The organism is Rhizobium sp. TAL182 (genome assembly GCF_002117725.1).
Taxonomy (GTDB): domain Bacteria; phylum Pseudomonadota; class Alphaproteobacteria; order Rhizobiales; family Rhizobiaceae; genus Rhizobium; species Rhizobium esperanzae.
In genome coordinates, this window is sequence record NZ_CP021024.1 from 2,812,030 (window position 1) to 2,830,708 (window position 18,679).

General features: G+C 62.0%; 23 protein-coding genes and 2 pseudogenes. 8 read left to right on the forward strand and 17 right to left on the reverse strand.

Annotation, left to right across the window (positions count from 1 at the left end; translation table 11 throughout):
* Positions 1 to 61 precede the first annotated feature (61 nt).
* From Tal182_RS14155 to Tal182_RS14190, 8 genes and pseudogenes are all read right to left on the reverse strand, one after another.
* Positions 62 to 880, reverse strand: coding sequence for a cytochrome c oxidase subunit II (locus tag Tal182_RS14155; RefSeq protein WP_064803420.1), 819 nt, complete (start codon positions 878 to 880; stop codon positions 62 to 64).
* Positions 881 to 1,022: 142 nt separating this feature from the next.
* Positions 1,023 to 1,412, reverse strand: a complete 390-nt coding sequence (locus tag Tal182_RS14160) for a cytochrome c family protein (protein ID WP_170965900.1) — start codon at positions 1,410 to 1,412, stop codon at positions 1,023 to 1,025.
* A 234-nt stretch (positions 1,413 to 1,646) separates the two neighbouring features.
* Positions 1,647 to 2,570 carry an MYG1 family protein gene (locus Tal182_RS14165; RefSeq protein ID WP_085860941.1) on the reverse strand — a complete coding sequence of 308 codons (924 nt, stop codon included), beginning with the start codon at positions 2,568 to 2,570 and terminating at the stop codon, positions 1,647 to 1,649.
* A 154-nt stretch (positions 2,571 to 2,724) separates the two neighbouring features.
* Complete coding sequence (locus Tal182_RS14170) at positions 2,725 to 3,288, reverse strand: hypothetical protein (protein ID WP_085859823.1); 564 nt, start codon at positions 3,286 to 3,288, stop codon at positions 2,725 to 2,727.
* Positions 3,289 to 3,393: 105 nt separating this feature from the next.
* Positions 3,394 to 4,674, reverse strand: a complete 1,281-nt coding sequence (gene blh, locus Tal182_RS14175; RefSeq protein WP_085859824.1) for a bifunctional sulfur transferase/dioxygenase Blh — start codon at positions 4,672 to 4,674, stop codon at positions 3,394 to 3,396.
* 114 nt (positions 4,675 to 4,788) lie between these two features.
* Positions 4,789 to 4,887: pseudogene (locus Tal182_RS14180) on the reverse strand (peroxiredoxin); the annotation flags it as partial.
* A pseudogene (locus tag Tal182_RS14185) lies at positions 4,888 to 5,030 on the reverse strand (cupin domain-containing protein); the annotation flags it as partial.
* A 44-nt stretch (positions 5,031 to 5,074) separates the two neighbouring features.
* The gene (locus tag Tal182_RS14190) at positions 5,075 to 5,449 is read right to left on the reverse strand and encodes a VOC family protein (protein ID WP_085859825.1); all 375 of its coding nucleotides are present in this window, start codon (positions 5,447 to 5,449) and stop codon (positions 5,075 to 5,077) included.
* 166 nt (positions 5,450 to 5,615) lie between these two features.
* On the opposite strand from Tal182_RS14190, the gene Tal182_RS14195 reads away from it, so the two are divergent.
* Positions 5,616 to 6,146: a 2'-5' RNA ligase family protein gene (locus Tal182_RS14195; protein ID WP_064803431.1), complete on the forward strand. Its 531-nt coding sequence runs from the start codon at positions 5,616 to 5,618 to the stop codon at positions 6,144 to 6,146.
* Positions 6,147 to 6,244: 98 nt separating this feature from the next.
* Here the strand turns inward: Tal182_RS14195 and Tal182_RS14200 are convergent, their stop codons facing one another.
* Positions 6,245 to 6,637, reverse strand: coding sequence for a hypothetical protein (locus Tal182_RS14200; RefSeq protein WP_085859826.1), 393 nt, complete (start codon positions 6,635 to 6,637; stop codon positions 6,245 to 6,247).
* 304 nt (positions 6,638 to 6,941) lie between these two features.
* Here Tal182_RS14200 and ftsZ point away from each other — a divergent pair, with 304 nt between their 5' ends.
* A complete protein-coding gene (gene ftsZ, locus Tal182_RS14205; protein WP_011425876.1) occupies positions 6,942 to 7,964 on the forward strand; it encodes a cell division protein FtsZ in 1,023 nt (340 codons plus the stop codon).
* Between the two features lie 202 nt (positions 7,965 to 8,166).
* On the opposite strand, the gene Tal182_RS14210 is transcribed toward ftsZ, so the two are convergent.
* A complete protein-coding gene (locus tag Tal182_RS14210) occupies positions 8,167 to 8,991 on the reverse strand; it encodes a helix-turn-helix transcriptional regulator (protein ID WP_085859827.1) in 825 nt (274 codons plus the stop codon).
* Between the two features lie 92 nt (positions 8,992 to 9,083).
* On the opposite strand from Tal182_RS14210, the gene Tal182_RS14215 reads away from it, so the two are divergent.
* Positions 9,084 to 9,974 carry an SDR family oxidoreductase gene (locus tag Tal182_RS14215; RefSeq protein ID WP_085859828.1) on the forward strand — a complete coding sequence of 297 codons (891 nt, stop codon included), beginning with the start codon at positions 9,084 to 9,086 and terminating at the stop codon, positions 9,972 to 9,974.
* A 315-nt stretch (positions 9,975 to 10,289) separates the two neighbouring features.
* Here the strand turns inward: Tal182_RS14215 and Tal182_RS14220 are convergent, their stop codons facing one another.
* From Tal182_RS14220 to Tal182_RS14230, 3 genes are read right to left on the reverse strand one after another with little or no spacing between them, the layout of a single operon-like run.
* On the reverse strand, positions 10,290 to 10,499 hold the full coding sequence (locus tag Tal182_RS14220; protein ID WP_085859829.1) for a hypothetical protein: 210 nt from the start codon (positions 10,497 to 10,499) through the stop codon (positions 10,290 to 10,292).
* A gap of 1 nt (position 10,500) precedes the next feature.
* On the reverse strand, positions 10,501 to 10,701 hold the full coding sequence (locus Tal182_RS14225) for a hypothetical protein (RefSeq protein WP_064803441.1): 201 nt from the start codon (positions 10,699 to 10,701) through the stop codon (positions 10,501 to 10,503).
* Between the two features lie 56 nt (positions 10,702 to 10,757).
* On the reverse strand, positions 10,758 to 11,057 hold the full coding sequence (locus tag Tal182_RS14230; protein ID WP_245344772.1) for a hypothetical protein: 300 nt from the start codon (positions 11,055 to 11,057) through the stop codon (positions 10,758 to 10,760).
* Positions 11,058 to 11,308: 251 nt separating this feature from the next.
* Between Tal182_RS14230 and Tal182_RS32260 the strand changes: the two genes are divergently transcribed.
* From Tal182_RS32260 to Tal182_RS14240, 3 genes are all read left to right on the forward strand, one after another.
* A complete protein-coding gene (locus Tal182_RS32260) occupies positions 11,309 to 11,482 on the forward strand; it encodes a hypothetical protein (RefSeq protein ID WP_088395674.1) in 174 nt (57 codons plus the stop codon).
* Between the two features lie 261 nt (positions 11,483 to 11,743).
* Positions 11,744 to 12,676: a hypothetical protein gene (locus Tal182_RS14235; RefSeq protein WP_085859830.1), complete on the forward strand. Its 933-nt coding sequence runs from the start codon at positions 11,744 to 11,746 to the stop codon at positions 12,674 to 12,676.
* 81 nt (positions 12,677 to 12,757) lie between these two features.
* The gene (locus Tal182_RS14240; protein WP_085859831.1) at positions 12,758 to 13,078 is read left to right on the forward strand and encodes a hypothetical protein; all 321 of its coding nucleotides are present in this window, start codon (positions 12,758 to 12,760) and stop codon (positions 13,076 to 13,078) included.
* Between the two features lie 123 nt (positions 13,079 to 13,201).
* Here the strand turns inward: Tal182_RS14240 and Tal182_RS14245 are convergent, their stop codons facing one another.
* Complete coding sequence (locus Tal182_RS14245; protein ID WP_085859832.1) at positions 13,202 to 15,967, reverse strand: VCBS domain-containing protein; 2,766 nt, start codon at positions 15,965 to 15,967, stop codon at positions 13,202 to 13,204.
* Between the two features lie 255 nt (positions 15,968 to 16,222).
* On the opposite strand from Tal182_RS14245, the gene Tal182_RS32265 reads away from it, so the two are divergent.
* Together Tal182_RS32265 and Tal182_RS14255 are read left to right on the forward strand one after the other, a co-directional pair.
* Positions 16,223 to 16,363: a hypothetical protein gene (locus Tal182_RS32265; protein ID WP_164517791.1), complete on the forward strand. Its 141-nt coding sequence runs from the start codon at positions 16,223 to 16,225 to the stop codon at positions 16,361 to 16,363.
* 86 nt (positions 16,364 to 16,449) lie between these two features.
* Positions 16,450 to 16,773, forward strand: a complete 324-nt coding sequence (locus Tal182_RS14255; protein ID WP_085859834.1) for a hypothetical protein — start codon at positions 16,450 to 16,452, stop codon at positions 16,771 to 16,773.
* A 144-nt stretch (positions 16,774 to 16,917) separates the two neighbouring features.
* Here the strand turns inward: Tal182_RS14255 and Tal182_RS14260 are convergent, their stop codons facing one another.
* From Tal182_RS14260 to Tal182_RS14270, 3 genes are all read right to left on the reverse strand, one after another.
* Positions 16,918 to 17,361: an SRPBCC family protein gene (locus tag Tal182_RS14260; RefSeq protein ID WP_064803462.1), complete on the reverse strand. Its 444-nt coding sequence runs from the start codon at positions 17,359 to 17,361 to the stop codon at positions 16,918 to 16,920.
* A gap of 112 nt (positions 17,362 to 17,473) precedes the next feature.
* Positions 17,474 to 17,887, reverse strand: coding sequence for a GFA family protein (locus Tal182_RS14265; protein WP_085859835.1), 414 nt, complete (start codon positions 17,885 to 17,887; stop codon positions 17,474 to 17,476).
* 52 nt (positions 17,888 to 17,939) lie between these two features.
* The gene (locus Tal182_RS14270) at positions 17,940 to 18,632 is read right to left on the reverse strand and encodes a type 1 glutamine amidotransferase domain-containing protein (protein ID WP_085859836.1); all 693 of its coding nucleotides are present in this window, start codon (positions 18,630 to 18,632) and stop codon (positions 17,940 to 17,942) included.
* Between the last annotated feature and the right edge of the window lie 47 nt (positions 18,633 to 18,679).

Genomic DNA, 18,679 nt, shown 5'->3' on the forward strand with positions numbered 1-18,679 from the left:
CCTCCTATACCCGCCGGTTGGTTAAACCGGCCCTGCGGCCTCCGGCCGTCTTCCGGCCAGTTCAGTTCGCCGGCGGCGGCTCTCCCGATGACGCCGTCAGCTGGGTGAATGTCTGCTGCTGCCCGAGCCAGGTCTGATAGTCCGCGTCGCTGTCGACAATAACGGTGCCGCGCATCTGCGGATGACCGACGCCGCAAAGTTCCGCACAGAGGATCTCGAACGTGCCCGTGCGCGTCGGTGTCAGCCAGAAATAGGTGACCATGCCTGGGATCATATCCATCTTCGCGCGGAACTCCGGCACGTAGAAATCATGGAGCACATCGACGGAGCGCAGCAATATGTGCACGGGCTTGCCGATCGGCAGATGAAGCTCGCCGCCTTCGACGATGATGTCATCGAGGCCGTTTGCATCATTTTTGTCGAGGCCCAGCGGATTGTCGGAAGTGACGTCACGCGTCTCGGCACGGCCGAGCTTTCCGTCCGCACCCGGCAGGCGGAAGCTCCACAGCCACTGCTGACTGACTACTTCGACCGATGCGGCATCGGCGGGTACTGTGATGAACTGGTTCCAGACGATCAGGCCGGGCGCCAGCATTGCCGCAACGCCAACCGCCGTTCCCGAGGCCAGAAGCAATTCCAGCCTGCGATTTTCAGGTTCATAATGCGCTCGATTGCCCGGTCTGTGGCGGAAGCGGAAGACGCAATAGGCCATGAAGGAAACCACTGCCACGAAGACGATGCCGGTGATCCAGAAGGTGATGACGAGCGTGTTGTCGATATAGCTCCAGTTGGACGCGATCGGCGTCCACCACCATGGGCTCAGCACATGGAACAGCACGGAGCCAACGACAACCAAGACGAGAACCAGCACAACAGCCATTTCCGCCCCTCCTGGACCGACCGACCGTGAAACCGCACTCCAAACGCGTCGAGTTTATTATCGCACAAATAGAAAATGTCGGCAATTACGGCGATTTAGGCATGCGCCGCTGCCGGCAAGCCGTCATTTGGAGTATTGCCTGTCATTGGGAATATTGTTTGAGATAGGCGATGAGATTGGTGATCTCCTGGTCATCCTTCACTCCTGCGAAGGCCATCTTGGTGCCCTTCACCTTGGCTTTCGGATTGTGCAGATAGTCGCGCAACGTCGCCTCGTCCCAGACGAGACCACCCTCGCCGGCCGCCTTCATCGCCGCAGAATAAGCAAAATCAGGATGCGTTCCGGCCTTTCGGCCGAACAGCTTGTTCAGTGACGGCCCCACCTTGTTCGTATCGGACTCGGCGACATGACAGGTGGCACATTTCTTGAAAACGATGGCGCCGGCCGTCGCATCCCCCTCCTGCGCTCCAGCGTCGAAAGGGAAAAGGGCAATGACGGATGCGGCGATCAGCAGAATAACACGGTAATCCACGGCAAACCCCATCCTCCTCAAGGTCGCCAGCCACTCTCACCCTCGGCCATCATTCGCGCGGTGGTGGTGGTTGCCATGGATTAAAGTTAGTCCTTTGCGGATGCAAGTCAATCGCTTCCACGATTGCTGCCACCTGGGCGCAAACCGATAGCCTGCGGCCCCGACACCAATACCGGATCCGAAACCCGGCCGGCATACGGTGATCTGCTGGAGAATGGCGCCGCGCCATCCAACTTATACTCCGATCGAAAGCGCCTCTTGCACCGCCAATTCGGCCATGGCAAGCGCCGCGTCGCGGGTTTTGGCGGCAGCGATGAAGCGGCCGTTATGGCAGAAGCTCGCGCCCTCGACGCCGCAGACCGCCTCCAACTCACTATTGGTAAGGCCGGCCCAGGCTGCCGGCAGATCGGCCCGGAGCTCGAACCCGTCGTCGCCACGGCGAATGCCGGTCACGCACCAATCCTTTTCGCGCGGGTGGACGACGAACAGCAGGTGATCGGCGCCGGCCTTGACGATCGCGGGACGGAAGGGCATCCCTCGCGGCAATTCCAGAATGCGCCCCTGCCCAGCAGCCTGGATCGCCCGATACACGATCGCCTCGGCCCGCAGTTTTGCGGCCCTCTGGGCGATCCCGGCATCGATGAAACTGCGGGCAATGGCCAGCGCCGCATGGAAGGCACGATCGTCAGCCTCGGGTTCCTCCGCATCGAATACCGGTTTCAGGGTCTCGAGCAGCGCCGGCAGCGTCAGGCCAGCCAAAGGCCCCGAGGGGCTGAGCGCGCCATTGTCGGTCAGGTCGATCGGCAGCACGAAACCGGTGTCGAAAGCCGTGTGCAGGGCCTCGACATGATGATCGGGAAGACCGGCAGCTGCGAGATATTCGCGGCCATAATGTTTCCAGATCAGGCCGAACGAGCTGTAGGGCTGGCCATCGTCGCGCAGCGGCGCGCCGCGCTGATGATGATCGAATATGCCGGCGGCAGGATCATAGGCTCCTCCGACATCATAGATGATCCGGTCCGGGGCTGGTGTGATCCATTCCGGCGCCCGGCTGCGGATCAGACGCGCCTGCGGGAAAAGCCGCGTCAGAATGACGCTCGACAGCAGCTCGTCGGCATGGAAACCACCGGAATGGGTAACGAGGAAATCGGGGCTCATCGAAGCTATGCGCCTTGTGGTTTGGCGGAGAATCCGCTTGCGGGTCTGAACGAGATAGCCGTTGCCGGCCGCTATCTCAACCCGCCTTCGCGCATTCTGCATAGTGTCGGAAGGTGACCGGGCAGCTTTGAAACGATATGTGTGGAGCAAAGGCCTAAGGCAGCGCCGGTCCCGGCTCTGCTGCAACGAGCGCGCGGCCCGCCGCTGCGCCGATGTGCAGGCAGATCAGCCCGATCACGGCGAGAGAATTGATCAAAAGGACCTCGGCGACGACGGCTGCCGAAAACGCGCCATCGCCGGACGGAAGCACTACCGTCGCTGCAAAGAGCACGGCTTCATACGCAACGAACCCGGTAATAAAGGCGCCGGCCATGGTGGCGGCAAGGCTGTCCTTACGGCGAACCGCGCCGAGTGATGCCACAAGCGATGCAAATGCGGCGATACCGATCGTCAGCCCCCAGGCAAAGCTGTCGAAGGTCTGGGGATAGTCGAGTATGAGATATCCGACCGTCTGGTTGGCAAGCCAGGCGAGCAGCACCGCCATTATCGCCATCTTCCGGGGAAGAACGACCGCCGAGACTGCCGCCAGGGCAACGAAAGGCGTGACGCAGGCAAAAAACAGGCTGAGAGCGACGCTGGCGCCAGCAATGACCGTGACCCAGGCGACGGCGAAACCGGGAGCTGCCGGACGCAAAGGAAGCTGATTTCGTTCGAGCATGTCTAAACTCCGTTCGACCGGACGCATACATTCCGGGAAATCATAAGCCAGTCCGGGAAAAAGGCCAACGAGTTCATGACGGCCGTCGCCACCTCGCCGCCTCCGTCATAAGGCATCCAGCGGGATCTTCAAATACCGGCGGCCGTTCTCCTCTGGTTCCGGCAGCCGGCCGCCGCGGATGTTGACCTGCAGCGCATGCAGCATCAGCTTCGGCTTGGGCAGCGTACGGTCGCGCGCTTGACGCAACGCCACGAAGCCGGCCTCGTCCATGCCTGAAATATGCGGATTGGCGCGCTTTTGGGCTGCGACCGTGCTTTCCCAGCGCGGGTGACGACCGCCCGGCTGATAATCATGGCCGGAAAAGAGGCGGGTCTCCTCGGGCAGCGACAGGATCGCCTGGATCGAGTGCCAGAGGGCGGCCGCACTGCCGCCCGGAAAATCCGCGCGCGCAGTCCCCGAATCCGGCGTGAACATCGTATCGTGCACGAAGGCGGCGTCGCCGACCACATAGGTCACCGATGCCAGCGTATGGCCGGGCGAAAACATCACACGGGCAGTAAGACCGCCGATTTCAAACGTGTCGCCGTCGGCAAACAGCCGGTCCCACTGCGAGCCGTCGGTCGCGAGCGCCGGCCAGTTATAGATCTCCTTCCAAAGCCTCTGCACATCGGTGACATGGACGCCGATCGCCGTCGGCGCGCCAGTCCTTTCGTTGAGATAATGGGCGGCGGAGAAGTGATCGGCATGCGGATGCGTGTCGAGGATCCACTCGACCGTCATCCGTTCGCTCTCGATGTAAGCAAGGATGGCATCGGCGTTCACCGTTCCCGTCGCGCCCGACATCTCGTCGAAATCGAGCACCGGATCGATGATGGCACAGCGTTTCGTCACCGGATCTGAAACGACATATTGCACGCTGCAGGTGCGGGGCTCGAAAAAGGCCCTCACCTGAAGCCGCCGGCTTGCCGCTTTTTCGAGCCAGCGGCGTGCGCCGGCAAGATCGAAGCCGAGGCCTTCGCCGAAGGTCTGGACATCCGCCGGCTTCATCCGCCCGTCGAGCACCTCGCCCAGCGCATAGAGCGTCAATGCCCTCGTGCCGCTCTTGCAATGGGCGAAGACCGGTCCCTTCGCCTCAGCCATGGCCGCCTGAAAGGCGCGGATATCGGCCTCGGTAATCTCATTGCCGTTCACCGGCACGAAACTGTAGGAAAGTCCGGCAGCGGCAGCGGAAATCTTTTCTGCAGCATTGCCTGGCTGGCCCGCCTCCTCGCCGTCGGGCCTGGCGTTGATGACGGCGGCGAAGCCCTCCTTGGCGAAATCGGCAAAATCGGCTGGATCGGGCTGCCCCGCCACCGATAGCCGCTCATTGACCCTCACGGGCATCATCGAAGCCTCCGCGCCGCCCTGATCACGCAGTATCGCACGTATAGCGGTACAATCTCACAAGTATATTGCCGAGCGCAAGAATAGAGGCGCCTGCTCTCGCGCTCGCCCGGCCCTTCAAAACGACAGCGTCGCCGCCCCTTGCTTGATCTCCGCATGCATGGCACTGGCGCCGACGATGACGACGCCGTCGAGCAGATCGTCATGCGCGTAACCTCCCGGCGGCGTGAAGGTTTCCCACAGGCCGAATGCGCCACCGGTCTCGACGGCCGTGGCATGGATGACGATTCTCGCGCCGAACGGCGTCTTCGCAATCCGCTCCCCGCCAGCCAAGAAACGACGGCATTTTTGAACTCGATATATCTACCTACCCCTACGGCGACATCTGATGAGGCTGACGTCCTTACGCCCGTGGTTCGTTGATCATTGCCTCGATATTGTATCCATCGGGATCGAGGACGAAGCAGGCATAATAGTTTCCGGCGTATTCCGGTCTCGGACCGGGCGCGCCGTTATCCCGCGCTCCGGCCAGAAGGGCCGCCTGATAAAAGGCCGCGACCTCCGTCCTGTCTCGCACCCGGAAAGCGACGTGCAGACGCGTGAGCGGCGGCTTGTCGTCGGTGCGCTGGATCTCGAACAGGCTGCCGCCGACATCGAAGGCCCAGAACACGCCCTCCTTACCGAAGGATCGGCGATAGCCAAGGGGCTCGAGAGCGCTTTCGTAGAATGCCTTGCTCTTCTCGAGGTCACTCACAGCGATGGTGATGTGATCGATCATCTCATCTCTCCCATTCCGTTCCTGTCATGATTGATGCTCTCCCTTCGAGCCTCTCACGCGCATCTCCCGATGGCAATGCGAACCGGCCGCAATCAGTCCTTGCTGCCGCTCGACATCGAATGTTCCGTCGGTTTATGGTCTGCGGGAAGGGACCGGATATGCGCTAATGCCTTACGCGATCAGCCTCAAATGTCTGAACGACACCGCCTCGCCGGTTTTCAAGCTCTGGGATGAAGCCGCAACATTCGAAGAGACGGCTTCGATGCGGGCTTTGAACTACCCGCCTCATATCACCCTCGCCGTTTATCAGGAGATTGCGGTCGACCGGTTGGCAGAGGCAGCCGAGCGTGTTTTCCGCATCCCCCCTGCCGTAACGTTAAGTTTTTCAGGCATCGGTTACTTTGAGAACGAATTCCTGGTCTTATGGGCGCGGCCGAACCACGACGAGCGGCTCTTCCAGCTGCATGCGGCGCTTCACTGGGAAATCGATCCCGTCCACTGTCACGAGCACTATCGGCCGCGCAATTGGGTGCCGCATTGCACGATCGCCACCAAAATCCCGAAGGCAAAATCGCAGGCGGCGATCAACTGGGCGAATCGGAACCGGATGAAATTCCGGGTGACTCTCGATGCCGCAGACTGCGTGAGATTTCCGCCCGTCGAAGTCCTGAGCGAAATCGGACTGGCGTCGCAATGATCGTGGACAGTGCCGGCGCTTTGGCGAGGCCCGCGCCTCTCAAAAGAACGCGGGCAGGGATGGGTCATAACGCGTTTGCCAAGCGCGGCTGCGTGAAGTCAATCCCGGCCCTGCAGGCGATCCATCACCTGGAGCAACAGATCGGCGCAAACCTTCGTCGGTTCGTCCTCAGCGCATTTCAGGTCGATCCGGGTATTTCCATCCTCGATCTGAAAACGGGCCGCCTTGGACAGCGGCGGCAGGCGATGATCGCGGTAACCACGGAAGCCCATGTCGCCTCTCGAGCCGTGCCACCGGTAGTCGGGGCGGTCTCGGGACTGCTCATCCGGCCCGTGACGCATCATCCTCTCATCATCAGGCGCAGGCGGGGGTGGCGATGCAGGCTCGTTCGCTGCGGGTGGCTCGCCGGCGGGTGGGGCGAGCGGTTGTTGGGCGAAGACGGTGGTGGCCGATGCTGCAAGGGCAAGACCGGATAGCAAGAGTCTTTGCATGGGATGTTCCTTTCAGAGAAGACGCATGCCTTAAACACCGCGGCGCGGCTTTAGTTCACGCCCCGTAGGCGCTTGTGATCGAAATCAGCAGCGCGGCTACGTTTGACGCCGTGCTGCGAGAGGAAGCGCCATGCGCTTGCCCACCGCTTCGAATTTGCCGACGCAGAGCTGACCAGAACTTCGTGCCGCTCAGGGTGCCAGCGCTTCTTTCGCCTCGCCTCTGCCTTGTTGCGCGACTATGCTCAACGCCGATTCGCTGTCCGCGACGAGGGCGTGCGGAAACGAGATATCGAAGGAGAAGACGATGACGGACGCCAAGAGCGGCATTACCGGGCTGCGGCCGCAAATCACCGTGGTGGGCGTCGGCGGCGGCGGCGGCAATGCGATCAACAATATGATCGCGGAAAAACTGGCAGGCGTCGAATTCGTCGCCGCCAACACCGATGCCCAGGTTCTTGCCACCTCCAAGGCATCGCGCCGCATCCAGCTCGGCGCCAATGTGACGGAGGGCCTCGGCGCCGGTTCCCTGCCGGAAATCGGACATGCGGCGGCAGAAGAATCGCTCGACGAGATCATGGATCACCTGGCAGGATCACACATGTGTTTCGTCACCGCCGGCATGGGCGGAGGAACGGGCACGGGCGCAGCCCCTGTTATCGCACGTGCCGCACGGTCGGCCGGCATCCTGACCGTTGGCGTCGTCACCAAGCCGTTTACGTTCGAAGGAAATCGCCGCATGCGGACGGCGGAGGCTGGCATCGAGGCGCTTCGTCAGGCTGCCGATACCGTTATCGTCATTCCCAATCAGAATCTCTTCCGCATCGCCGATGCGAAAACCACCTTCGCCGATGCCTTCATGACGGCCGACCGCGTGCTCTTTGCCGGCGTCGGCTGCATCACCGATCTCATCGTCAAGGAAGGTCTGATCAATCTTGATTTCGCCGACGTGAAGTCGGTCATGCAGGGCATGGGCCGCGCCATGATGGGCACCGGTGAAGCCGCCGGCGAAAGCCGGGCGATGAAGGCGGCGGAAGCGGCAATCGCAAACCCGCTTCTGGATGATATCTCGATGAAGGGCGCCAAAGGCGTGCTGATCTCGATCTCCGGCGGCTCGGATATGACCCTGTTCGAAGTGGACGAAGCGGCAAGCCGCATTCGCGACGAAGTGCAGGACGACGCCGATATCGTCGTCGGCGCGATTTTCGACCGCAGCCTCGACGGCAAATTCCGCGTCTCGGTGGTGGCAACCGGCCTGGAAGGAAACGCTCTATCCGCGTCCCCTTCTCACGCGCCCGCCGAACCGATTCAGACGCGCACGCTGCAGTAATACGGTCGCTGTTACCACGGCTCGCTCATGGCGGGGCTGCCGGATAAACGTTGCCCTGCCAGTGGGAATGGGCGGGGCAACGTCGGTACTCGGCCTGTGAAGGCCAATGGCACGAAGAGCATGCCCAAGGCGGCTAATAGGTGAAAAATTCCCGATAGCGGTGAACCAATTTAGCTGGCTGGTAAATAACGCGGATAACCCGTCACCCCAGCAAACTCCTGATCCTCGCCGCATCCTCCGCCGTCGCCGGATTATACACCACCATGCTCAAATCCGGCCGACCGTCCACCTGAAAGGCCGAATATTCGAAAGAGAGCAGCCCGAGCACTGGGTGCTTGATGTGCTTGGCGCCCTCGCCGTGGGTCCGCACGTCGTTGTCGCGCCACATGGCCAGGAATTCCGGGCTCTTGCGGCAGAGTTCGTTGACCAGCGGCTCCACCTCGGCGGCGGCACCGGCGCGCGCCGCATCCACCCGGAAGGCGGCGACGACGAAGCGGGCTACGCTTTCCCAGTCATATTGGGCGGCGCGCACACGCGGATCGAGGAAAATGAAGCGCAGCACGTTGCGCTCTTTCGGCGGCAGCGCGCCGTAATCGGTGAGCAGCACGGTCGCCGCCCGGTTCCAGGCGACGACGTCCCAGATCGCGGTGCGGATGAGCGCCGGGCACGGATCGAGCGCGTCGAGCACGCCCTGCAGGCGCGGCGTAACGCCTTCCTCTTTGCGATAGCGCACCTCCGGCAGGCGGCCGAGACTGATGAGGAAGAGGTGTTCGCGCTCGATATCGGTCAGCATCAGCGCCCGCGAGATCCGGTCGAGCACGTCGGCGGACGGCGCGCCGCCGCGACCCTGCTCCAGCCAAGTGTACCAGGTCGGGCTGATATTGGCGCGGCTCGCCACCTCCTCGCGGCGAAGCCCCGGCGTGCGGCGGCGCTCGCCGGCAAAGCCGAGGGCAGCGGGATCGAGCTTGGCGCGGCGGTCCTTGAGGTAGGCGCCCAGCCGATTCTCGGAGGTGACGAATTCGCTCATCCTGTTAGCCATTATACCATGATAAGATCACTACTTTACCATGATATCAGCCTGCTCGATATCTGTCTCCCGTCAAATCAGGAGATATCGACATGCGTGTATTCGTCACAGGAGCCACCGGCTGGGTCGGCTCGGCCGTCGTCAAGGAGTTGATCGCCGCCGGCCATCAGGTTCTCGGCCTCGCCCGCTCGGACAAGGGAGCGGCGGAACTGGCGGCCGCCGGCGCCGAGGTTCAGCGCGGCACACTCGACGACCTGGAGGGTTTGAAGCGCGGTGCAGCCGAGGCTGACGGCGTCATCCACACGGCATTCAACCATGATTTCTCGAATTTCGCCGAGAATTGCGCCGCCGACCGGCGCGCCATCGAGGCGCTCGGCGAAGCCCTCCGCGGCTCCAACCGACCGCTACTGGTCACTGCGGGACTCGGCCATGCGCCGGGCCGCATCGGCACGGAGAAGGACCCGCCGATGCCGACGACGCACACCTATCCCCGCGCCTCCGAAATCACTGCGGTGTCGCTTGTGGCCCGCGGCGTGCGCGCCTCCACCGTCCGGCTGCCGCCATCCGTGCACGGCCATGGCGATCACGGCTTCGTGCCGATCCTCATCGAGACGGCCCGGCAGAAAGGCGTCTCCGCCTATGTAGGCGACGGGGGCAACCGCTGGCCGGCCGTGCACCGGCGCGATGCCGCCCGCGTCTACCGCCTGGCGCTGGAGCGCGGCGCCGTGGGCGGTCCCTTCCTGGCGGTCGCAGAAGAGGGCGTACGGTTCCGGGAGATTGCCGAACTCATCGGCCGGCGGCTCAGCGTGCCGGCCGTCTCGCTGTCGCGGGAAGAGGCGGCGGAGCATTTCCGCTGGTTCGCAATGTTTGCCGGCTTCGACGTGCCGACCTCCAGCGCTCATACCCGCGCCCTCCTCGGCTGGCAGCCGACGGAGCCCGGCCTGCTTGCCGATATCGACCACCCGGCCTACTTCGGTGGGTAGCTTCAGCCTGAGGGGGAGAGATATCGCGCCAACGCTCACGAGAGCTTCATCCTGAAGTGACCCGAAGAGGCCCCGATGGATGGGCGGGTGGGCTGGCGGTGGATGGATGCAAGAAGCAATGTTGGAGCCGCGTCCTTCGAGGCTCCGGCCTTCCGCCTACGCACCTCAGGATAGGGAGCCGTGGAGAAGGCCGCACCGGTAGGAGGCGCTGCGGACACCACGTCAAATGAGGCGGCATTGGCGGGCGCCGCGCCGTCCAAGTGAGCCTCATCCTGAGCGTACCCCGCAGGGGCCTCGAAGGACGAGCCGGGCGCCTCAGCGCATCCGCCCCTCATTCATATCGGCGGGATCGTAGTTGATGTCCCAGTCCTTCTCGGGCTTCTTCTTGCCGGGCGGGTGCTTGTTCACCGTGGCGTCCTCGGAACCGGTGATCACGGTCGGCTTGGCGCTCGCCACACCGCTGGCTTTGCGGTGGGCCCGGGATTTGGCGAACTGGCCGGCTGCGTCTTTTTCGGGATTGGCCATGTCATTCGCCTTTCTGCTTCATCGCGTCGGAAATGTCGTTCATTTCGGGATCGCGATTGTTTTCGCCATTGGCGTCGCGGTTTTTGTCTGGGTCGTCCTTGGCTTTGAGATAACCGCGCGGCCTATTGCCCTTCGGTCCTTCCCAGCGGGGGGACTGGTCGGTCGTGCCGGGGGCGCCATCCTTGGGTGTCGTCATGCCCATCTTCGTTTCTCCTTGTTGAGTAGGGAAAACCGGAAACATGGCGAAGTGTTCCGGTATCACCGGATCGAGGCGAGCGTGGCGCAACAGAACGCGAGGAAGGTGACCGCGGCATTGGCGGCATGCGAATACTCCCACTGGCGGCGCAGGCTCTCCCAATGTTCCGGCTGCACGGTCCAGTTCTTCGTCGCCGCATTGGCCGGCCGGGTGAAGATCATAAAGATCCGGGTGAAGATCATAAAGATGAGGAGGTTGACCACGATCAGCACGGCGGCAGCGATCGACAGCACCATGGCCGCTCCATCGGCTCTGAGGGCCGCGGCGTTGCCGATATTCGCGAGAAAAGCGAGCGGCAGCATGAGGCCGACGATCCACCATCCGGCATAGGCCCGCTGAGCGATAAAATAATCCGCCTTCCCATGCCGATCTTGTTTGGGAGCGAGAGAAGGTGGGCGGCAGGCGCCAAGACCGCTAAGCCCGTGATGATGACGGCAAGGAATCTCATGTCTGAGGAACCGACAGCCGGACGAAGGGTTCCCCGAAAATATGGAACCGTGTCGGCTCCCATCGGTTGGTGAAAGGTCGTAAACCTTAAAAAGAGGAGCCGAACATGAGCAAGACCAACGTTCGTGAACTTCAAAAACGCGCCGAACAGCAGGTCAGGAACACCAGCGCCGGCGGCCACCTCGGCGGCACCTATTTCGGCCAGCAACCAGACGGAAAAACAGCGTCTGACACCACCAACGACAGCGCCAAGGCAAGGCCGAACGATGGGCGTAATTGAGGCGGGACGCCTTTCCTATCGCGTTTGCGGTGATGGGATAATTGCGAAAGGGCGCGCTATGGGGCACCTCCGCGGCTCGCCCCTTCCTCCGTCCCTGTTTAATCTTCGCCAAAAGCAACAGCGTATCGCAACGACCATGAGGAGACGCCCAGCCCGAAGGGGCGGAGAGCACCTTGCCGGGCTACCTTGAACGGAAACGCCCCTGCCCTAACTTTCGCGGACGGCTAGCCGACCATAGCGGGACTAAAGCGGAGGGGCGACGTGGCATCCTATTCGATTGACGAAGCGATCCGGGAGCTCACTCCGGTTCTCGGCAAGGCGGCGCCGGCGGGCGCCGTCAGCGGCGAGTGGATCGCCACCACCATGCAGGCCGGGCATTCCTCACGCACGGGCGGCTATCGCGATGCCGGAGGAACCCTTGTCAGCGAGGAATCGACCAAGCCGCTTGATATTATCGAGGATGTGATCGAGAAGCTCGATGCGGCCGCATCGCACCGCTTCAACAAGGTGGTGATCCGCTGGAAGAAGGCGAAGCTTCCCTTCATGCGCGGCGAGATCACCATCGACACTACCTATGATCAATCGATCGTTCCGCGCGGGCCCGACGACCCGGTCTATGAGGCGGCCGCGGCCACGCGGCGCGCCTTCTGGCAGACCCGCGGCGGCGTGCGGGAGGGCTTCGCTGCCAAGCGCGAAACGGCCAACGTCCATAACCAGACGAAATGGTTCGGCCCGCACCGCCGCATCCTTGCCGTCGATGCGCCGGAAAAGCTCATCCTCGCTACCGACGGCCTCTCCACTGCCTGGGCAGGCATTTCCGAGCCTGAAAATGGCGTCGAATGCGAGCTCTTCATGGAATTCGATCCTGCGACGCTGGATTCGACCGGAACGGCAAACTGGGCAAATCTCTTGATCAATCTCGGCGATCTCGTCGCTGACGGCCACCGCGTTGCCCGTGACGTTGAAAAACACGGCGCCATCCTCTTCTGCCGGCTGACGGAGGATTATGCGCCGCTGACCCGCATCATCCTGAGCTGCGACCCCAGCCGCATCGACGGCTTGCCCTTCGGCTCTGTGCCGCTGATCCGCGCGACACCGGTCGCCGAAGCTGAGATCGAAGGCCGCGACCCTGACGAGGACTGGGGGGCGACGGCGGCGCGCCAAGCGCTGGCCAAGCGGGGGATCAGACTTTAGAGCCGATCATTTCATCGACATGTCATGAAACTTCTTGTCCCGGATCGGCTTTCTACAACGAAGCCAAACAAGGAGCTCCAAATGTCCGGCGAAGCCGATAATGATAAAACCGCCATCGTTCCAGTTCTGAACCCGTCAGCAGCCGAACAAGCCGCCACTGCGTCCGTGCTCGAGGACATGCAGAAAGCAAGCCTGGAGAGCGGCCAGCCGGAGGCGGCGGCCGTGTTGTTCTCCTGGGAGATCGATCCGCCGGAACTCGCCAAACTGATCTCCGAGGCGATGACACTGCCGATAGTCCTGTGGTCGACGGGCATGACCCTGACCTATTCCCTTTGGCTGTCTTCGCTGCTTCCCGCACGCGAGACGATCGGCTCGATCAGGCAAAGCGCGGATTACGCTTAGCAACTTCAGCTGACTACGGCCACGCCCCTAGCCCCTGCAAGCTCCGCCTCTCCGCCCCCGTTCCACGGAATATTTGCGGAATGAAGGGCGGGTAGAGAATGCTGGTCGTGAGCACAGACCGCCTCAGCCAAACAAGAAGTCGCCCGAGTTGAAATTGGCAAGCCCGCCAAGGGTCGTGATGTTGTCGAATTCAGCGACCAGCACCGCGCCGCCGGCTGAACTTGGGTTCTGATCGTAGTAGACCGCCACATGGCCGAGATCCGTATTGTGGAATACGAACAACGCCCCTGTGGTTATGTTGCTGTAACCGTTGATGGTGCTCTGGACGGTTGCGTTCGTGACGCTCACGTCCGTTTTGACGCCAATCTCCGTTCCGGCAACATTGATCGTGCCGTTGTTTCCTACCTTCACATTGTCCACGCTTGTATTGTTGTTGCCGACGGCGAACTCGAACGTGCCGCCTCCGACGTCCAACTGGAACTTATCCACGGTTGTGCTATTCGTCCCAGCATTGAAGTCAGTCATATGGTTCGTGGTGGTGGCAAACTTTTGGAAAAAGAAGGTGTCATTTCCCACGCCCCCGGTCAGGGTGTTGTTGCCAACACCGCCGTTTAGGGTGTCGTTGCCGTCTTGGCCGAAAAGAGTGTCATCACCTCCCAGCCCGAACATCATATCGTTACCGCCACCGCCGTAGAGCACATCGTCGCCCGTTCCACCGGTCGGATTGTCCACTGAGTTGCCATTGCCACCGGTGATAATCGTGAACGTCTCGGTCTTTTCGAAGGCCGGTCCTATAGGATCTCCGGTCTGCGTTGCCGTTACCGTCACTGAAAATGTACCGTTCGTCGATAGCGCATCCGAACTAAGCGTATTGCCGGTTATTGAAAACAAGCCAGGGTTCGACTGCGAAGCAATGCTGAAGCTGAATCCACCCGTGTCGGGATCAGTCGCCGTCAGCAGACCACTGAACTCAAAACTATTGAAGTTGACGCTGTCCGCCGGGACGACAGGCGTCAGCTTGATGTCAGTCGGTGCCTGCCGAGCTGGTCCATCATCTGCGCCGGTGATGGCGACGACGATATTGTGGCTGGCGGTGCCGTCGAGCGAGCTGACGCTCAGCGTGTCGCTGACCGCGTCGCCCTGGTTGAGCGCCTGCGTCGCCGCCCGGCTGTTGTCGAGCGTATAGGTCCAGCTGCCGCTGGCGGCATCGAAGCTGAAGCTGCCATAGAGGCCGTTGAGTGAGGCCGGGGCGGCAAACACCGCCTCGCCGTCGTCGACATCGCTGACCGTCAGCTTGCCGGAGGCACTCGGATCGCCGCTGCCGGCCGCCCCCGCCTCGACCGTCGCCCGGTCGTCGGTGACCGTCGCATCGACGACGATCGAAGCCGCATCGTTGGCGCCGGTGATGGCGACGACGATATTGTGGCTGGCGGTGCCGTCGAGCGAGCTGACGCTCAGCGTGTCGCTGACCGCGTCGCCCTGGTTGAGCGCCTGCGTCGCCGCCCGGCTGTTGTCGAGCGTATAGGTCCAGCTGCCGCTGGCGGCATCGAAGCTGAAGCTGCCATAGATGCCGTTGAGCGAGGCCGGGGCGGCAAACACCGCCTCGCCGTCGTCGACATCGCTGACCGTCAGCTTGCCGGAGGCACTCGGATCGCCGCTGCCGGCCGCCCCCGCCTCGACCGTCGCCCGGTCGTCGCTGACCGTCGCATCGACGACGATCGCAGCCGCATCGTTGGCGCCGGTGATGGCGACGACGATATTGTGGCTGGCGGTGCCGTCGAGCGAGCTGACGCTCAGCGTGTCGCTGACCGCGTCGCCCTGGTTGAGCGCCTGCGTCGCCGCCCGGCTGTTGTCGAGCGTATAGGTCCAGCTGCCGCTGGCGGCATTGAAGGTGAAGCTGCCATAGATGCCGTTGAGCGAGGCCGGGGCGGCAAACACCGCCTCGCCGTCGTCGACATCGCTGACCGTCAGCTTGCCGGAGGCACTCGGATCGCCGCTGCCGGCCGCCCCCGCCTCGACCGTCGCCCGGTCGTCGCTGACCGTCGCATCGACGACGATCGAAGCCGCATCGTTGGCGCCGGTGATGGCGACGACGATATTGTGGCTGGCGGTGCCGTCGAGCGAGCTGACGCTCAGCGTGTCGCTGACCGCGTCGCCCTGGTTGAGCGCCTGCGTCGCCGCCCGGCTGTTGTCGAGCGTATAGGTCCAGCTGCCGCTGGCGGCATTGAAGCTGAAGCTGCCATAGAGGCCGTCGAGCGAGGCCGGGGCGGCAAACACCGCCTCGCCGTCGTCGACATCGCTGACCGTCAGCTTGCCGGAGGCACTCGGATCGCCGCTGCCGGCCGCCCCCGCCTCGACCGTCGCCCGGTCGTCGGTGACCGTCGCATCGACGACGATCGAAGCCGCATCGTTGGCGCCGGTGAGCGAGATCGAGACATTTGCCTCGCTCAACGTGCCATTGCCGAGCCGTATCGCGTAGACGAAACTATCTTTGAGGATCTCACCGGCAGACAGCGTGTTGATATCCGCGCCCGAGCCCGCGATGCCGCTTCCATCGCTAATACGGTATTCAATCTTTCCATTGTTGATCCTGACCCAATTGCCGAGCAGAGTCGTCTCCCAGGCAGATGCCCCATTCGCTCCGACGTCTTTCGCAAGAAGCTCATAGTCAGTGGTAATTGGATTGCCGTCTCCGTCTTCGACCGAGAAGAGGGATTTGGCATTCCCACCAAGATCGTTCGACATCACGTCAAGGGTTATGGTTTTGGTGGCCGCATTGTAGAGCTGGAGACTGAGCAGCTGATCTTCCGTCCAGATGTAAGAGTCATCCTTCGCCTGTGGCGTATTGGTGAAAGAAGTCGTGCTGCCACCGGTGCTTTGCGTAGCCATTAAAAAACCCCCATAACACAAAACAAGTAACCGGGAACTGATTCAAGACTATTCAGGCCAACACGGCACGCATGAACGCGCGGTCACCTCGGTATTGTCGAGGCAAACACCATTTTTCTTAAACAAGAACCGGAATACTCCCCACTCCTAATAAAGTGTTAACATATATACTGTGAAATGAAAGGCGATTTTCTTGCGACGGTTAATTTCTCCCCGAGTTCACTGCGAGAGAGGCCTCTTGTCAGCGCGGCACGCGTGACGGCGATCGCCGAGGCTGAAGTGGTAGACCTCGTCCTGACGGGCAATGGGGTGCGACGGCGCGCGAGCGCGTTGGCGAAGCGCAGGCTCAAACGTCAGAGCGTTTCCGCTTTCCTCGATCAGGTCAGCACCGGCTGAATCCATGCCGATCATTTCATCGACATGTCATGAAACTTCTTGTCCCGGATCGGCTTTCTACAACGAAGCCAAACAAGGAGCTCCAAATGTCCGGCGAAGCCGAAAATAATGCTAAAACCGCCATCCTTCCAGTTCAGAACCCGTCAGCAGCCGAACAAGCCGTCACTGCGTCCGTGCTCGAGGACATGCAGAAAACAAGCCTGGAGAGCGGCCAGCCGGAGGCGGCGGTCGTGTTGTTCTCCTGGGAGATCGATCCGCCGGAACTCGCCAAACTGATCTCCGAGATGATGACACTGCCGATGATCCTGTGGTCGACGGGCATGACCCTGACCTATTCCCTTTGGCTGTCTTCGCTGCTTCCCGCACGCGAGACGATCGGCTCGATCAGGCAAAGCGCGGATTACGCTTAGAATTGGGCCGATTGCGGCCGAGCACGCCCCCAGCTCCTGCAAGTCCCGCCTCCGCCCCCCGTTCCATCGAATATTTGCGGAATGACGGGCGGAGAGGTGACGAGCGGCTGTGCGGCGGCGCTCGTCAAGTCTGGCGCAATTGCATCATTCGTTGATGTCAGGCTCGACGACCCGAGCCAGATTGCGTAGCGACTCCTGCCAGCCGAGATAGCAGGCTTCGGGCGGGATGAGATCGGGCACGCCGGCCTGGGTGATATCCACCTCAGTGCCGACCGAGACTTTCTTGAGCGTCACTGTGACTTCCATTTCGCCCGGCAGGTTCGGGTCGTCGAACTTGTCCGTGTAACGAACGCGTTCGCCCGGGACGAGTTCACGAAATTCGCCGCCAAAGGCGTGGCTGTTGCCCGTGGTGAAGTTGCGGAAGGACATTCTGAAGGTGCCGCCGACGGCCGGCTCCAGGTGATGCACAGTGCAGAGGAAGCCGTTCGGCGGAAGCCATTTGGCGAGCGCATCGGCCTCGATGAAGGCCCGATAGACCTTCTCCGGGCTGGTGGCGAAAACGCGGTGCAGTCGTATGGTGCTTGGCATGGTCGTGATCCTTTAATGGACGGAATGAACGAGCTAAGGACGGACAAATCCTCACCGATCCGACACGGGATCGATCTTTTCTTCAAGAAAAATCACTCGGGGTATGCGTGTGTCAGCTCGGCATGCCCTCGAACTGCGGAAGATGGAGCGGCGTTGCCCAGGCCAACCGCCGTTTGGTGAACATCTCGATCCCCGGCTGTATCAACTCGGGCCGGTCGAGGCTGCCGAGTGTAACAAAGACAAGGCCAGGGAAACTTTCGAGGTTGCTGCTGAACAGCCTTGCGCCGCAATCGGGGCAGAAGTTGCGGTCAAGCCCCTTGCCGGAATCGGCAATGTAATGAAACGCTTTCGGCGTGCCGGCCATCAGCGTGAAATCATCCTGCGGCACGGCGAAGAAGGTGGCGGCCTCGCCGCCCGAGGCCTTCTTGCAATCCAGACAATGGCAGTCGGCGACAAAGGTCGGATCGGTATCCAAGGCGAACTGCACCGCACCGCAGGCGCATTTCCCGGTATATTTCCTGCTCATGCCTGGCGCCTTTCATCTGGTGTAGGAATGTCGGCAGGCGTTGCCATTGGACTCAGGCCGCGGCCTGCTCGCCCAACGCGTTGAGCAGCAGGCGGGCGGCCTGCTTCGACGAGGCCGGGTTCTGCCCAGTGATCAGCTGATCGTCCTGGACGACGTGTACGGCCCAGTCTTCCGTCGCCGAAAACTTCGCCCCCTGCTCTCTCAGCACGTCTTCGAGCAGATAGGGCACGACCTCGACGAGCTGCACGGCGGCCTCTTCGGAGTTGGTGAATCCGGTCACCGTCCGACCCTTTGCGATCGGCCCGCCGTCCGGCGCCTTGACCTTGGTCAGAATCCCCGGCGCGTGGCAGACGAGCGCCAGCGGTTTTCCCGCGGCAAGCGTCTCCTCGATCAAGGTGTGGGCGTTGTGGTCGTTCGTCAGGTCCCAGAGCGGACCATGCCCGCCGGGAAAGAACACGGTGTCGTAATCGGCCTGGTCGACGTCAGACAGCCTCAACGTGTTTGCGAGCGCAGCCGTGGCCACCGGGTCGCGTTCGAATCGGCGTGTGTCTTCCGTCTGAAACGCCGGCTCGTTGCTCTTCGGATCGAGCGGAGGCTGACCTCCTTTCGGCGAAGCGAGCACGATCTCGGCGCCGGCGTCACGGAAGACGAAATAAGGGGCGGCGAGCTCCTCGAGCCAGAATCCCGTTTTCCTGCCGGTGTTTCCCAGCTGGTCATGCGATGTGAGAACCATGAGAATTTTCATTGCCCAGCTCCTTCGGCCGGCCGGAGGACAAAGTCTCCCGCGCCCGG

Excerpts from the sequence above, each read along its gene's own strand:
- Tal182_RS14155 (WP_064803420.1), bottom strand. The coding sequence starts at position 880 with ATGGCTGTTGTGCTGGTTCTCGTCTTGGTTGTCGTTGGCTCCGTGCTG.
- Tal182_RS14165 (WP_085860941.1), bottom strand. The coding sequence starts at position 2,570 with ATGAGCCCCGATTTCCTCGTTACCCATTCCGGTGGTTTCCATGCCGAC.
- Tal182_RS14170 (WP_085859823.1), bottom strand. The coding sequence starts at position 3,288 with ATGCTCGAACGAAATCAGCTTCCTTTGCGTCCGGCAGCTCCCGGTTTC.
- blh (WP_085859824.1), bottom strand. The coding sequence starts at position 4,674 with ATGATGCCCGTGAGGGTCAATGAGCGGCTATCGGTGGCGGGGCAGCCC.
- Tal182_RS14190 (WP_085859825.1), bottom strand. The coding sequence starts at position 5,449 with ATGATCGATCACATCACCATCGCTGTGAGTGACCTCGAGAAGAGCAAG.
- Tal182_RS14195 (WP_064803431.1), top strand. The coding sequence starts at position 5,616 with ATGCCTTACGCGATCAGCCTCAAATGTCTGAACGACACCGCCTCGCCG.
- Tal182_RS14200 (WP_085859826.1), bottom strand. The coding sequence starts at position 6,637 with ATGCAAAGACTCTTGCTATCCGGTCTTGCCCTTGCAGCATCGGCCACC.
- ftsZ (WP_011425876.1), top strand. The coding sequence starts at position 6,942 with ATGACGGACGCCAAGAGCGGCATTACCGGGCTGCGGCCGCAAATCACC.
- Tal182_RS14210 (WP_085859827.1), bottom strand. The coding sequence starts at position 8,991 with ATGAGCGAATTCGTCACCTCCGAGAATCGGCTGGGCGCCTACCTCAAG.
- Tal182_RS14215 (WP_085859828.1), top strand. The coding sequence starts at position 9,084 with ATGCGTGTATTCGTCACAGGAGCCACCGGCTGGGTCGGCTCGGCCGTC.
- Tal182_RS14220 (WP_085859829.1), bottom strand. The coding sequence starts at position 10,499 with ATGGCCAATCCCGAAAAAGACGCAGCCGGCCAGTTCGCCAAATCCCGG.
- Tal182_RS14225 (WP_064803441.1), bottom strand. The coding sequence starts at position 10,701 with ATGGGCATGACGACACCCAAGGATGGCGCCCCCGGCACGACCGACCAG.
- Tal182_RS14230 (WP_245344772.1), bottom strand. The coding sequence starts at position 11,057 with ATGCTGCCGCTCGCTTTTCTCGCGAATATCGGCAACGCCGCGGCCCTC.
- Tal182_RS32260 (WP_088395674.1), top strand. The coding sequence starts at position 11,309 with ATGAGCAAGACCAACGTTCGTGAACTTCAAAAACGCGCCGAACAGCAG.
- Tal182_RS14240 (WP_085859831.1), top strand. The coding sequence starts at position 12,758 with ATGTCCGGCGAAGCCGATAATGATAAAACCGCCATCGTTCCAGTTCTG.
- Tal182_RS14245 (WP_085859832.1), bottom strand. The coding sequence starts at position 15,967 with ATGGCTACGCAAAGCACCGGTGGCAGCACGACTTCTTTCACCAATACG.
- Tal182_RS14255 (WP_085859834.1), top strand. The coding sequence starts at position 16,450 with ATGTCCGGCGAAGCCGAAAATAATGCTAAAACCGCCATCCTTCCAGTT.
- Tal182_RS14260 (WP_064803462.1), bottom strand. The coding sequence starts at position 17,361 with ATGCCAAGCACCATACGACTGCACCGCGTTTTCGCCACCAGCCCGGAG.
- Tal182_RS14265 (WP_085859835.1), bottom strand. The coding sequence starts at position 17,887 with ATGAGCAGGAAATATACCGGGAAATGCGCCTGCGGTGCGGTGCAGTTC.
- Tal182_RS14270 (WP_085859836.1), bottom strand. The coding sequence starts at position 18,632 with ATGAAAATTCTCATGGTTCTCACATCGCATGACCAGCTGGGAAACACC.